This window comes from Streptomyces saintjeani (assembly GCF_055409605.1).
Window position 1 is genome coordinate 1955917 of record NZ_CP189624.1, and the last position, 13292, is coordinate 1969208.

General features: G+C 72.2%; 13 protein-coding genes. 8 read left to right on the forward strand and 5 right to left on the reverse strand.

The window, feature by feature from the left end; all coding sequences use genetic code 11:
- The first annotated feature begins 100 nt into the window (after positions 1-100).
- The 8 genes from ACQCO7_RS08680 to ACQCO7_RS08715 all read left to right on the forward strand — a co-directional run bounded on the left by ACQCO7_RS08680 (position 101) and on the right by ACQCO7_RS08715 (position 8526).
- The gene (locus ACQCO7_RS08680; RefSeq protein WP_464071263.1) at positions 101-1147 is read left to right on the forward strand and encodes a BMP family ABC transporter substrate-binding protein; all 1047 of its coding nucleotides are present in this window, start codon (positions 101-103) and stop codon (positions 1145-1147) included.
- The gene (locus tag ACQCO7_RS08685) at positions 1128-2729 is read left to right on the forward strand and encodes an ABC transporter ATP-binding protein (RefSeq protein WP_464071264.1); all 1602 of its coding nucleotides are present in this window, start codon (positions 1128-1130) and stop codon (positions 2727-2729) included. Before ACQCO7_RS08680 ends, ACQCO7_RS08685 begins: the two co-directional genes overlap by 20 nt.
- Position 2730: 1 nt before the next feature.
- Positions 2731-3816, forward strand: coding sequence for an ABC transporter permease (locus ACQCO7_RS08690; protein WP_464071265.1), 1086 nt, complete (start codon positions 2731-2733; stop codon positions 3814-3816).
- Complete coding sequence (locus ACQCO7_RS08695) at positions 3816-4682, forward strand: ABC transporter permease (RefSeq protein WP_464071266.1); 867 nt, start codon at positions 3816-3818, stop codon at positions 4680-4682. Before ACQCO7_RS08690 ends, ACQCO7_RS08695 begins: the two co-directional genes overlap by 1 nt.
- A complete protein-coding gene (locus tag ACQCO7_RS08700; protein ID WP_464071267.1) occupies positions 4679-5431 on the forward strand; it encodes a nucleoside phosphorylase in 753 nt (250 codons plus the stop codon). Before ACQCO7_RS08695 ends, ACQCO7_RS08700 begins: the two co-directional genes overlap by 4 nt.
- Positions 5428-6714 (forward strand): amidohydrolase, encoded by a 1287-nt coding sequence (locus tag ACQCO7_RS08705; protein WP_464071268.1) that lies wholly within the window; start codon positions 5428-5430, stop codon positions 6712-6714. The genes ACQCO7_RS08700 and ACQCO7_RS08705 overlap by 4 nt, the downstream gene beginning before the upstream one ends.
- A gap of 68 nt (positions 6715-6782) precedes the next feature.
- Positions 6783-7454 carry a FadR/GntR family transcriptional regulator gene (locus tag ACQCO7_RS08710; protein WP_055723049.1) on the forward strand — a complete coding sequence of 224 codons (672 nt, stop codon included), beginning with the start codon at positions 6783-6785 and terminating at the stop codon, positions 7452-7454.
- A 154-nt stretch (positions 7455-7608) separates the two neighbouring features.
- On the forward strand, positions 7609-8526 hold the full coding sequence (locus ACQCO7_RS08715) for a PAC2 family protein (RefSeq protein ID WP_464071269.1): 918 nt from the start codon (positions 7609-7611) through the stop codon (positions 8524-8526).
- A 78-nt stretch (positions 8527-8604) separates the two neighbouring features.
- On the opposite strand, the gene ACQCO7_RS08720 is transcribed toward ACQCO7_RS08715, so the two are convergent.
- From ACQCO7_RS08720 to ACQCO7_RS08740, 5 genes are all read right to left on the reverse strand, one after another.
- Positions 8605-9573, reverse strand: a complete 969-nt coding sequence (locus ACQCO7_RS08720; protein WP_464071270.1) for an SMP-30/gluconolactonase/LRE family protein — start codon at positions 9571-9573, stop codon at positions 8605-8607.
- A gap of 187 nt (positions 9574-9760) precedes the next feature.
- The gene (mshC, locus tag ACQCO7_RS08725) at positions 9761-10990 is read right to left on the reverse strand and encodes a cysteine--1-D-myo-inosityl 2-amino-2-deoxy-alpha-D-glucopyranoside ligase (protein ID WP_464071271.1); all 1230 of its coding nucleotides are present in this window, start codon (positions 10988-10990) and stop codon (positions 9761-9763) included.
- A gap of 122 nt (positions 10991-11112) precedes the next feature.
- The gene (locus ACQCO7_RS08730) at positions 11113-11946 is read right to left on the reverse strand and encodes an SCO1664 family protein (RefSeq protein WP_464071272.1); all 834 of its coding nucleotides are present in this window, start codon (positions 11944-11946) and stop codon (positions 11113-11115) included.
- Positions 11910-12500, reverse strand: a complete 591-nt coding sequence (locus ACQCO7_RS08735; protein ID WP_464071273.1) for a DUF3090 domain-containing protein — start codon at positions 12498-12500, stop codon at positions 11910-11912. Before ACQCO7_RS08735 ends, ACQCO7_RS08730 begins: the two co-directional genes overlap by 37 nt.
- 91 nt (positions 12501-12591) lie before the next feature.
- Entirely contained in the window at positions 12592-13275 is a 684-nt protein-coding gene (locus ACQCO7_RS08740) for a histidine phosphatase family protein (RefSeq protein WP_464071274.1), read from the reverse strand.
- Positions 13276-13292 lie beyond the last annotated feature (17 nt).

Consider the following 13292-nt stretch of genomic DNA (forward strand, 5'->3'; position numbering starts at 1 on the left):
CACTCCCCCGCTCCCCGAAAGACCCTCCCCCAGCGCTCTCGCGGGCCGGCACCGTCGCCCCCGCAGAGCGCCGCTCGCCATACCCGGAAGGCCGCTCCCGATGCATCGCAGACCCCGCCGCACCCTCCAGCTCACGGCGCTCGCCGCCGGCACGGTCCTCCTCGCGACCGCCTGCAACGCCGCCGCGAAGAAGGACACCGACGCCTCCGGCACTTCCGGCACATCGTTCACGCTGGTCACCCCGGACGCCGTGGGCCAGAACGAGTTCCTGAAGCTCGCGGTCACCGGCGTCGAGGCGGCGGCGAAGGAGCACGGTGGCTCGCAGAAGGTGTACCAGTCCACGGACACCGCGTCTCAGCAGCAGAACGTCCAGGCGGCCGTGGACGCGAAGCCGGACGTCATCGTCCTGGTCGGCTTCGAGTTCGCGGACATCGTCGCCCAGCAGGCGCAGAAGAACCCGGGCCAGCGGTTCCTGATCGTCGACGCGTGCACGCCGAAGACGTACAAGAACGTGAGCTGCGCGGTCTTCCGCGAGCACGAGGGCGTCTACCTCGCGGGCGCCGAGGCGGGTCTGCTGTCCAGGTCGGGCAAGGTCGGCGCGGTCGACGTCCTCGACACCCCGCAGTTCCGCCGCTACAGCGACCCGTTCGCGGCCGGCGCGAAGAAGGTCGCGCCGAAGACGTCCACGGGGACCCGGTTCGTCGGCGGCCAGTCCCCCTTCGACGACTCGGCGCGTGCGAAGGAGCAGGCGAACACGCTTCTCTCGCAGGGTTACGACCAGCTGATGGCGGCGGCTGCGGCCGGTAACTACGGCGTCTTCGAGGCGGCGAAGGCCAAGGGTGCGTTCGCGTACGGCGTGGACGTGAACCAGTGCGTCTCGTCCCCCGGGACGGTCGTGGACAACGTGATCAAGCGCACGGACATCGCCGTCCAGAAGGGCATCGACGCGGTGCTCGGCGGCAAGGCGGGCACGACCGTGTCGTACGGCCTGAAGGAGGGCGGCATCAGCCTGACCGGCTTGGAGGCCGGGGTGGCGACCTCGAAGTGCGTGATCGCCCAGCATCCGGACGTGCTGACCAAGGTGAAGGCGCTGCGCGACCAGATCGTCTCCGGTGAGCTGACCGTCGATGACCCCGCCGCGAGCTGAGGCCGGGGTCGCCGGGGCCGCCGTCGAGCTGCTGGGGATCACGAAGCGGTTCCCCGGCACGCTCGCCAACGACTCCGTCGACCTCGCCGTCTCGCACGGTGAGATCCACGCCCTGATGGGCGAGAACGGCGCGGGCAAGTCGACGCTCATGTCGATTCTGTACGGCATGCTGCGCCCCGACGCCGGGACGATCCGCGTGGACGGCCGCGAGGTCGCCTTCGCGAACCCGTCCGACGCGATGGCCGCCGGGCTCGGGATGGTCCACCAGAGCTTCAAGCTGTTCGACTCGCTGACGGTCGCGGAGAACGTCGTGTACGCCGCCGAGCCGCGCCGCTTCGGCCTGGTGGACCGCGGCGCGGCCCGGCGCCGGGTGCGGGAGCTGGCCGAGGAGCACGGCCTCGCGGTCGAACCGGACGCGCGGGTCGGGGAGTTGCCGGTCGGGCTGCGGCAACGCGTGGAGATCCTCAAGCTGTTGCACCGGGGTGCGCGCACGCTGATCCTCGACGAGCCGACGGCCGTGCTGACCCCGGCGGAGGCGGACGCCCTGTTCGCCGTCCTCACGTCCCTTGCGGCGCAGGGGCGTTCGGTCATCCTCGTCACGCACAAGCTGCGTGAGGTGCTGGAGGGTTCGGACCGGGTGACGGTCCTGCGGGACGGGCGGGTCGTGTCGCGGCTGGTGACGTCCGGGACGTCGGCGGAGGAGATCGCCGCCGCGATGACGGGGCGGGCCGTGGAGCTGGACCGGGTGCACGCGGCGGGGACGCCGGGTGACACGGTGCTCGACGTGCGCGGTCTCTCAGCCCAAGGTGTCCGCGATGTGGACCTCGCAGTCCACGCCGGAGAGATCGTCGGGATCGCGGGCGTCGCCGGGAACGGGCAGAGCGAACTGGTCGAGGCGCTGGCCGGGCTGCGGCCGGTCACCGGTGGACGCGTCTGTGTCCAGGGCCGCGACCTCACGCACGCCTCCGCCGCCGAACGCCGCGCGCACGGGCTGGCGTACGTCCCCGAGGACCGGCACGCGGTCGGTACGGCGCCTGCGGCGAGCGTCGCGGAGAACCTCGCGATGGGACACCACCGCACCTCGCTGTCCCGGCGCGGCCTGCTGGCCCCCGGCGCGGTCCGCGAGCACGCGCGCACGCTGGTCGAACGGTTCGGCGTGAAGACGGCGTCCACCTCGGCGCCGGCCTCCTCCCTGTCCGGCGGCAACCTCCAGAAACTCCTCATCGGCCGCGAACTCGCGCACGAGGCGCCCCTGTTGCTGGTGGAGCAGCCGACCCGGGGCGTCGACATCGGCGCCGTGCAGAACATCCACGACCAGCTGGTCGCGTACCGGGACACCGGGCACGCGGTGCTCCTCGTCTCCGCCGAACTGAGCGAGATCCGAGGTCTCGCGGACCGGGTGCTGGTGATGTACGAGGGCCGGGTGACGGCGTCGTACGGGAAGGAAGAGGCGGACGAGCGGACGCTGGGGCTCGCGATGGCGGGCGGGAGCGGAAGCGGTGCGGCCGTGAGCGCGGGCGCGGGCATGGCGGGCGAGGGCATGAACAAAGGTGCGGGCATGAACGAGGGTGCGGGCAGCTGATATGACCATCGACCGCATAACCACCACCCTCCGCTCCCCCGTCACCACCTCCGTCCTGGCCGGTCTCCTCATCGGCGCCCTCTTCCTCCTCGGCACCGGCTCCGACCCCCTCACCGCGTACGACGCCGTCCTGACCGGCGCGCTCGGTGCGGACGGCATCGGGGCGACGCTGACCACCACGACCAGCGTCCTGGGCCTCGCCCTCGCGCTGGCCGTCCCGCTGCGGGCCGGGCTGATCAACCTCGGCGGCGACGGGCAGATGGTGCTGGGCGGCATCACGGCGGCGACGACGGCCCTGTACTCCCCGCTCCCGGCACCCCTGACCGTCGTCCTGGCCCTCCTCGCGGGGATGGCCGCAGGCGCCGGGTACGCCGTGCTCGCCGCCCTGTGCGAGAACCGGTTCGGCGTCCCGCTGCTGGTCAGCAGCCTGTTGCTGAGCTACCCGGCGGTGTCGCTGGCGTCGTACCTGGCCCGGTACCCGCTGAAGGAGCCGGGCTCCAGCCTCCCCCAGACGCGGGCGTTCCCGGACGGCGTGTCCCTGCCGACGTTCGGGGACTCGACGGTCACCGTCGGCCTGGTCCTCGTCGTCCTCGCGGCGGCGGCCTACTGGTTCACGGACAGGCGTACGGCGTTCGGGTACGAGATCCGCATGACGGGCCTCAACTCCCGTTTCTCCGCGTACGCCGGGGTCGAACGGGCGGGCCTGACAGTGAAGTTGATGTCGATTTCGGGTGCGCTCGCCGGACTCGTGGGCGCGATCGGGGTGTTGAGCTTCCCGTACCGCTTCGTGGACGGCTCGCTGACCGCGCCCGGCTACACCTGGACGGGACTCACGGCGGCGCTGCTGGCGACGGCGGCCCCGGTCGGCACGGTGATCGCGTCGTTCTTCTTCGCGGTCCTCCAGGTCGGCGGGCTCGCGATGGAGCGGACGACGGAGGTGCCGCGCGAGCTGACGCAGGTGCTCCAGGCGATCGTGATCGTGTTCCTGGCGGCCCGACTCCGGTTCCCGCAGCGGCTGTTCAGGAAGCTGAGGCCGCCCGGGAAACCGGAGCCGTCCGAGAAGTCCCCGAAAGTGGAGGCCGTCTGATGTTCTTCGACTCCGACCTCCTCATGTCGGCCCTGCGCGCCCTCACCCCGATCCTCCTCGCCGCTCTCGGCGGGGCGATCTGCGAGCGCGCGGGCGTGTTCAACATCGGCCTCGAAGGCATGATGCTGCTGGGCTGCTTCACGTCGGTCGCCACGAGCTGGTTCACCGGCAGCCCCTGGCTCGGTGTCCTCGCGGCGGCCCTCGCGGCGGCGGCGTACTCGCTGGTCCTCGCGGTCGGCGCGGTGACGCTGAAGGGCGACGCGGTGGTGCTCGGCATCGCCATGAACCTCCTCGCCGTCGGCCTGACGAGCTTCCTGCTGCGCACGGTCTTCGGCGTGCAGGGCACGTTCAGCGACCCGAGCCTCACCGGCCTTCCCCTGGTAGGGGGGTTCACCCCGCTCACGTACCTGTCGTGGCTCGCGGTGGCCGTGGCCGCGCTCGTGCTGTCCCGGCACGTGTGGGGCCTCAGGCTGCGCGGCGTCGGTGAATCCCCGGACGCCGCCGCGACGTTGGGGGTCAGCCCGGCGAAGTACCAGTACGGGGCCGTACTGTTGTCCGGCGTGCTGTGCGGACTCGCCGGTGCCCAACTCGCCCTGGGGAACGTCACGTTGTTCACCGAGAACATGACGGCGGGCCGTGGCTGGATCGCGGTCGTCGCGGTGATGCTGGGCCGTGCGCTGCCGGTCGGCGTGCTGCTGGCGGCGCTGCTGTTCGGCCTCGCGGAGGCGGTCGGCTTCCGTCTCCAGGGCGTCGGCCTGCCCCAACAGGCCACCGACGCCGCGCCGTACGTCGTCACGCTCGGTGCCCTGTTCCTGTCGACGGCCCGCCGCCGTCGCCGTACCCCTTCCTCTGGAGCCGTCTCATGACGCAGGACCTCCTGCCGATCACCCGAATTCCCCGTACCGGCCTGCCGGTTGACGCGGTCGTCGTCGGCGACCCGGCCCGTGCCGCCGCCGTCGCCGGGCTGCTCGACGGGGCGGCCGAGGTGTCGTACCACCGTGAGTACCGTGTCTTCAGCGGGAGTTGGAAGGGGCTGCCGGTCGTCGTCGCCTCGCACGGGGTGGGCGCGCCGGGCGCGAACCTCCTCTTCCAGGAGCTGGCGGACGCGGGGGTGCGGACGATCCTGCGGTTCGGTACGGCGGGTGCGATGAAGCCGGGGATCGCGGACGGCGACCTGGTGATCGCCGAGGCGGCGGTCCGGGACGACGGTGTCACCCAGCAGCTTCTCCCGCCGGAGTACCCGGCGTTCGCGGCCCCCGAGGCGGTCCTCGCCCTCCAGCGGGCGGCCCGCGAGACCGGCGCCCCGCACCACCGGGGCGTCGTCTGGACCCGCGCCGCCTTCCAGCCGGGCCACCTCCCCCTGTTCGCGTACACGGGCGTCGGCCTCGCCGCGATCGAGATGGAACTCTCCGCCCTCCTGGTCACGGCGTCCCTGCGGGGCCTGACGGCGGGCGGCGTCCTCGTCGTGGACGGCGCGAACGCCGACGAACTCGTCGACGAGGAGGGGGGCAGCGTGTACGACCCGCACCGGGACGTCGTCGCGGAGGGCGTCGAGCGCGGTGCCGTGGTCTCGCTGGAGGCGCTGCGGCTGCTGGCGGCGGAGAACCCCCGGTGAGCATCGACCTGTTGGTGCACGGGGGTGACGTCCTGACGGTGGACGACGCCGGAACTGTCGTACCCGAAGGCGCGGTCGCGATCCACGGCGGCGAGATCGTCGCCGTGGGTCCCGCCGAGGAACTCCAACAGCGGTACGAGGCCCGGGAGTCCATCGACGCCTCGGGATGCCTCGTCCTGCCGGGGTTCGTCAACACGCACACCCACCTCGCGATGACCCTCCTACGCGGCCGTGCCGACGACGTCACTCTCCAGGGCTTCCTGGAACGGGTGTTGAAGTGGGAGGCCGAGCTGCTGACCCCGGAGAACGTGGCGGCGGCGGTACGGCTGGCGGCGGCCGAGTCCATCAAGGCCGGGGTCACCACCGCGCTCGACATGTACTGGTTCCACGAGGCGGCCGAGCGGGTCGCGCGGGAAGCGGGCTGGCGACTGCTGACCGGACCGACGTTCATGGACGTCCCCGGCCCGCCGGACGGAATGACGTTCGAGGCGCGAACCGCGTGGGCGCGCAAGGACCTTGAGGCCCACACCCGCGTCCGCCCCGTCCTCTTCGCCCACTCCACCTACACCCTCTCCCCCGCCCAGCTCACCGAAGTCTTCGCCCTGGCGAGGGAGTTCGGCGCCCTGATCCACATCCACGCGGCGGAGAACGCCACCGAGGTCGCGACGGTCGAGGTCAAGTACGGGAAACGCCCTGTGGAGTTGCTGGACTCCCTCGGCCTCCTCGGCCCCGACGTCCTGCTCGCGCACGCCGTGGACCTGACCGGCCCGGAGATCGCGGCGCTGGCCCGCACCGGCACCTCGGTCGCCCACTGTCCCGTGTCGAACCTGAAGCTGGGCTGCGGCATCGCCCCCGTACCGAGGCTGCTCGGCGCGGGCGTCACCGTCGGCCTCGGCACGGACGGCGCGGTCAGCTCCAACACGCTGGATGTGCTGGGCGCCGTACGGCAGGCCGCGCTGGTGCACAAGGCGGGCGGCGACCCGACGGCGGTCGGTGCCGAGCAGGCCGTACGGATGGCGACCGCCTGGGGTGCGCGGGCGCTGGGGCTCGGGGACCGGATCGGGTCGCTGGAGGCGGGCAAGCGGGCGGATCTCGTCGTCGTGGACCTGTCCGGTCCGCATCTGCGCCCCCTGCACGACCCGTGGTCGACGCTGGCGTACGCGGCGCGCGCCGACGACGTGCGGGACACGGTCGTCGACGGGAGGGTCCTGCTGCGGGGGCGGGCGCTGACCACGCTGGACGAGCGTTCGGTGGTCGCGGATCTGGAGTCACTGATCGCCTGAACCCTCATAATGGCCGCTAGACCTCCGATGTCTGGGGTGTCGGAAACACGCACGCATGGGAGGCCGGGATGGCAGTCACCGACGAGGCGATCGAGAAGATCAAGGGAATGATCGTCTCGGGTGCGCTGCGCCCCGGCGACCGGCTGCCGAAGGAGAGCGAACTCGCCGCCGAACTGGGCCTGTCGAGGAACTCCCTGCGGGAGGCGGTGCGCGCGCTGTCGCTGATCCGCATCCTGGACGTGCGCCAGGGCGACGGCACGTACGTCACCAGCCTGGACCCCCAACTCCTGCTGGAGGCGCTGAGTTTCGTCGTCGACTTCCATCGCGACGACACCGTCCTGGAGTTCCTCGCGGTGCGCCGCATCCTGGAGCCGGCCGCGACGGCGATGGCGGCGCTGCGCATCAGCGAGCAGCAACTCGACGCGCTGAGTGCCCAGTTGGACCGGCTCGGCGACGGCCCCTCGGTGGAGGAGCTGGTCGCGTGCGATCTGGAGTTCCACCGGGGGATCGTGCAGAGCGCCGGGAACTCGGTGCTGTGCTCGCTGCTGGACGGCCTGTCGGGGCCGACGACGCGGGCCCGGATCTGGCGGGGTCTGACGCAGGAGGACGCGGTGGCGCGGACCCTGCACGAGCACCGGGCGATCCTGGAGGCGCTGCGGGACCGGGACGCGGAGGCGGCGCGGTCGTGGGCGACGGTGCACATCGCGAGTGTGGAGCAATGGCTGCGGGCGAGTCTGTGAAACCGGTTTCTGCGCGTTTGCGGTCAGGGGTGTCCGACGGCTCCGGACGGGGCAGTGATCCGTTCACTCCCCCGTCGAAGGGGGCTGCGGGCGCCCTTGCCGCACGCCGTAAGGTTGGGTGGTCAGGCGAGGGCACGTCGGAAGGAGGCGCTGGGTGATCGAGCTGGAGGGAGTTCCCGAGCTGATCGACCCAGTCATGGTGGCCGCGTTCGAGGGCTGGAACGATGCCGGCGACGCCGCCTCCACCGCCGTCATGCATCTGGAGCGGGAGTGGAAGGGCGAGGTGTTCGCGGCGCTGGACGCCGAGGACTACTACGACTTCCAGGTGAACCGCCCCACGGTGTTCATGGACGGCGGCGTGCGGAAGATCACGTGGCCGACGACGCGGTTGTCGGTCGTGCGGATCGGCGGCGAGAAGCCGCGGGACCTGGTGCTGGTGCGCGGCATCGAGCCGTCGATGCGCTGGCGGTCCTTCTGCAACGAGCTGCTGGGTTTCGCGCACGAGCTGGGCGTCGAGCTGGTGGTGATCCTGGGCGCGCTGCTCGGTGACACCCCGCACACGCGTCCGGTGCCGATCAGCGGGACGACGTCCGATCCGGACCTCGCGCGCCGGATGGACCTGGAGGAGACCAAGTACGAGGGCCCGACGGGCATCGTCGGCGTCCTCCAGGAGGCGTGCACGCACGCGGGCGTACCGGCGGTGTCGCTGTGGGCGGCGGTCCCGCACTACGTGTCGCAGCCCCCGAACCCGAAGGCGACGCTGGCGCTCCTCAACCGCCTCGAAGACCTCATCGACGTCCGCATCCCCCTCGGCGAGCTGGCCGAGGACGCGCGCGCCTGGCAGGTCGGCGTGGACCAGCTCGCGGCCGAGGACACCGAGGTCGCGGAGTACGTCCAGACGCTCGAAGAGGCCCGCGACACCGCGGAGTTGCCGGAGGCGTCCGGCGAGGCGATCGCCCGCGAGTTCGAACGCTACCTGCGCCGCCGCGACCCGGGCGACCCGAGCGAGAAGACGCGCCCGCCGAGGCCGCCGAAGGCCACGGGGGACGACGACGATTCGTCGGAGGACTGATCGGGGTCGGGGGCTGGACCGAGTGAGGGCGGTGCCGGGTGCACCGCCCTCACCCGTTTCACGCCGGCCCGATGACCGTCACGCCGGTACCGCGACCACCGCGTACGCCGTCTGAGGCGTCGGCGTCGTCGAGAACCGCGCGTTCGGCAGGTACAGCCGCCCCTTGTACGCGGCGGCCGTCGTCGGCACGTCGAAGTCCGTGTCGGTGATCCGCCGCAGGAACACCCCGCTCCGGCCGTCGGCGGCCAGCCGGAACACGTCGACCGCGTTCTGCTGGTTCTGTACGACGTACAGGAGCCGTCCGTCGCGCAGCAGCCCGTCGCCGTTGGTGAGCGGCGCCGCGTCCCCGAGGTCGACGAGCTCGGTCACTCCGGTGCGCGGGTCGACCCGGTGCAGCGCGCCCACGCCGGACTGCACGACGAGCAGCGCCGACCCGTCGGGCGTCCGCGTGATCCCGTTGGCGTTGAAGACCTCCCCGGGGACCTGCGTCCAGTCGCCGGTCAGGGGGACGCGTACGACGTCGTCGGCGGCCGGGAGTGCGCCGTCGCGGCCGAGGGGGAGGGCGTAGAGGGTGGGCTGGAAGGAGTCGGTGAACCAGGCGGCGCGCGGGGTGAGGAAGACGTCGTTGGTGAAGGTCGGGGTCGCCGTGGTGAGCCGGTAGGTGGCGAGGATCTCGCCGCTGCGGGCGTCGACGACGCGAGCGCCCTCGCCGCGTCCGGCGATGAACAGGCGTCCCCTGTCGTCGAGTTTGAGGCCGACGGAGGGGGTGCCGGGGCCGGCGGAGATGATCGTTCCCTCGCCGGTGCGCAGGTCGGCGCGGTAGATGGAGCCGTCGCGGAGGGAGCCGAGGTAGGCGTAGGGGGCGCGGCCGATGGCGATGCCTTCGGGCTGGAAGCCGTTCGGGAGGGGGATGAGGTCGGGCCAGGCGGCGCCCGTGCTGGCGTGGGCCGTCGTGCCGATGGCGGCGGCGCCGAGTGCCGCCGCGCCGGCGGTGAGCATCCGGCGGCGGGTCAGGGGGTGTGCGAAGGAACCGTGTGTGGATGCCACGGGGCGTCCTTCCGCGTGCGGGGACCGGCAGTTGGCCGATCCAGCGGTCAACTGGAACCCCACCCCATCACAACTGCCGCGCGGGACACAGGGGTTGACAGGTCATCGACAGCGTGAGGGGTGGTTCACCCGTACCGGTGACACGTGCCGGTACGGGGAACCACCCCTGTTCGCTTCGGCGTTGCCCTTACAGGGCAACACCCAGAAGAGCGTCGACGGCGCGGGAGACGACCCCGGGTGCGCCGATGTCGGTGCCGCCCTGTTCCTGCTGGCGGGAGGCCCAGCGGTCGACGGCGTCGAGGGCGGCCGGTGCGTCGAGGTCGTGCGCGAGCGCGTCGCGGATCTCCTGGACGAGCGGCTCGGCCTCGGGGCCGTCGGGGCGGGAGACGGCGGCGCGCCAGCGCGCGAGGCGGGCCTCGGCGTCGGCGAGGACCTGGTCCGTCCACTCCCAGTCGGCGCGGTAGTGGTGCGCGAGGAGCGCGAGGCGGATGGCGGCCGGGTCGACGCCGTCGCGGCGCAGCTGCGAGACGAAGACGAGGTTGCCCCGGGACTTGGACATCTTCTCGCCGTCCAGGGCGACCATGCCGGCGTGGACGTACGCCTTGGCCATGGGGAACTCGCCGGTCAGCGCGTGCGCGTGGGAGGCGCCCATCTCGTGGTGCGGGAAGACGAGGTCGGAGCCGCCGCCCTGCACGTCGAAGCCCATGCCGAGGTGTTCCAGGGCGATGGCGACGCACTCGATGTGCCAGCCGGGCCGGCCTCGCCCCAGAGAGGCGCCGTCCCAGCTCGGCTCGCCCTCGCGGGCGGCCATCCACAGCATCGGGTCGAGGGGGTTCTTCTTGCCGGCCCGGTCGGGGTCGCCGCCGCGCTCGGCGGACAGCAGGCGCATCGCGGCGGCGTCCAGGTGGGACACCTCGCCGAAGTGCGGGTCGGCCTCGACGGAGAAGTAGATGTCCCCTTCGAGCTCGTACGCCGCTCCGCAGTCCCGCAGGCGCTCCACGAGCGGCACGATGCCGGGTATGGCCTCGACGGCGCCTATGTACTGCCGCGGGGGCAGCATCCGCAGGGCGGTCATGTCCTCGCGGAAGAGCGCGGTCTCCTTCTCGGCGAGCGCGGCCCAGTCCACGCCGTCGCGCTCCGCGCGCTCCAGCAGCGGGTCGTCCACGTCGGTGACGTTCTGGACGTAGTGAACCTGCCGCTTGGTGTCGAGCCACACGCGCTGCACGAGGTCGAACGCGTTGTAGGTCGCCGCGTGTCCGATGTGCGTGGCGTCGTACGGCGTGATGCCGCACACGTAGATACGGGCGACGGGACCGGGGTCGAGGGTGACGAGGTCACCGGTCGCGGTGTCGTGGATCCTCAGGTCGCGGCCCTGACCAGGCAGGGCGGGGACCTCGGAAGCGGGCCAGGCATGCATGTCATGAGCGTAACCGGACCGTAGTTCGGTATACGAACCGGAGAGCGCCGGATGACGGAAAAGGCGGTCTTGCGGGGATCGGAGGGATGTGCGGGGTGGGTGGGGAGGTGTGCGGGAGGTTCTCAGACCGGTGGCCAGGGGATGGCGGGCCACTCGCCGCTGGGCTCCGGGTGCTTCCCGGTCGTCAGCAGGTCGTCGACCCGCGCGCGGGTGGCGTCCAGCTCCGCCGGGGTGATGAGGGGCGTGAGGGTCGCCGTGAGGGCTCCGGAGGGCTCCAGGGCCCCTCTGAGCGCCTTGAGGGTGTCCAGGGCCTCGTCGGTCAGGGGCTCGCCCGCCCAGCCCCACAGGAGCGTACGGAGCTTGTTCTCGGCGTTGAAGGTGACGCCGTGGTCGATGCCGTAGAGCAGGCCGTCGGCGGTGGGCAGGAGGTGGCCGCCCTTGCGGTCGGCGTTGTTGATGACGGCGTCCAGGACGGCGAGGCGGCGCAGCCGGTCGTCGTCGGCGTGCACCAGGAGCGCCGTCCGGCCCTCCCCCACCTCGGCGAACCCGATGGCCTTCCAGCCCGGCGCCGGTTCCTCCGTGTCGACGAGCGCGAGGAGTTCGGCCTCGGGGGACGCCTCGATCCACAGCTGGCACATGCCCTCGCCGTAGGGGCCGTCGCGCAGGACGGTCGGCGGGATGAGCCCCCAGCCGGTCGCGGCGGACACCTCGTACGCGGCGACCTCGCGCTGCGCGAGCGTGCCGTCGGGGAAGTCCCACAGGGGCCGTTCCCCGGCGACGGGCTTGTACACGCAGGCCGCCTCCCGGCCGTCGTGGGTCACGGTGCAGTACAGGGCCGCGTTGGAGGCGTCGCTGATGCGTCCGCGCACGGTCAGCTCACCGCGTGCCAGGAGCAGCGTGTCCGCGGGTTCGACGGTGGTCACGCCCCTCGCCGGTATCCGTTCTGGCGCGGACATACGTGTCCCTCCGGGTCGAGCGGCAGGCTGCACAGCGGGCAGGGCGGGCGGCCCGCGTTGACGACGTCCAGGGCGCGCTTGGCGAACGCGCGCGCCTGTGCGCCGGTGAGGCGGACCCGCAGCATCGGGGGGCCGTTCTCCTCGTCCTGGAGGAGGCGTTCCTCCGCCTCGGCGAGGTCCTCCTCGGTGTCCGCGTCGAGTTCCACGAGGGCCTGCGCCTCGACGATCATGCGCTGTTCCTCGCCGTCCCAGGCGAGGGCCATGGTGCCGACCCGGAACTCCTCCTCGACGGGTGCGTCGAGGGGCCGGGTGTCGGGGCTCTCGGCGGGGGCGACGGCGGGTACGGCGGCGTTTCCGCCGCTGCGGCGCACGACCTCGTCCAGCAGTTCGTCCATGCGCTCGGCGAGCGCGGCGACCTGGGTCTTCTCCAGCGCGACGCTGGTCACCCTGGGGCCGGCGACGGCCTGGAGGAAGAAGGTACGGCGTCCGGGCAGTCCGACCGTGCCGGCCACGAAGCGGTCCGGCGGATCGTAGAGGAACACCTGACGGGACACGTCCTGTCTCCAGTAAGAGTCGTGGGTTCGGATGACGTCCTGCGCGTGTACGCGCGCTGCGCGGACCGCTTCACCCTACTGCGGGCGACGATCACGGTGCGCCCGCACCGCCTCCCACCGTCGCGTGCCCGGTCGGCGGCTGTTCACGCGGGGCGAGGGAAGAAAGATCGCCGGTGTCTCCGAGGCGGACGAGGAAGGGGCGCAGGCGCGTGTAGCGGATCGCGGTCACGGAGCACGGTTCGACGGAGATGCGCTGGAACAGGTCGAGGTGCAGGCCGAGGGCGTCCGCGACGAGCGCCTTGATGATGTCGCCGTGGGAGCACATGAGGTAGACGGCGCTCTCGCCGTGGTCGCGCTCCACGCGCGCGTTCCACTCGCGTACGGCTTCGGCGGCCCGGGTCTGCATGGAGCGCATGGACTCGCCGCCGGGGAAGGCGGCGGCCGAGGGGTGGGCCTGGACGACCTCCATGAGGGGGTCGCCGCTCAGCTCGGCGAGTTTTCGTCCGCTCCAGTCGCCGTAGTGGGCCTCCCCGATGCGTTCGTCGGAGTGCGCGGTGATCCCGCGCGCGTCCAGGAGGGGCCGTACGGTCTCCTGGCAGCGCTGGAGGGGGCTGGTGACGACTTCCGCTATCGGCAGTCCGTCGAGCCGTCCGGGCAGGGCGGCGGCCTGCGCGGTGCCGCGTTCGTCCAGGGTGACGCCGGGCGTCCAGCCGGCGAGCACTCCGGAGGTGTTGGCGGTGGACCTGCCGTGCCTGACGAGGATGAGGGTGGGCATGCGGCCAGGGTAGGTGT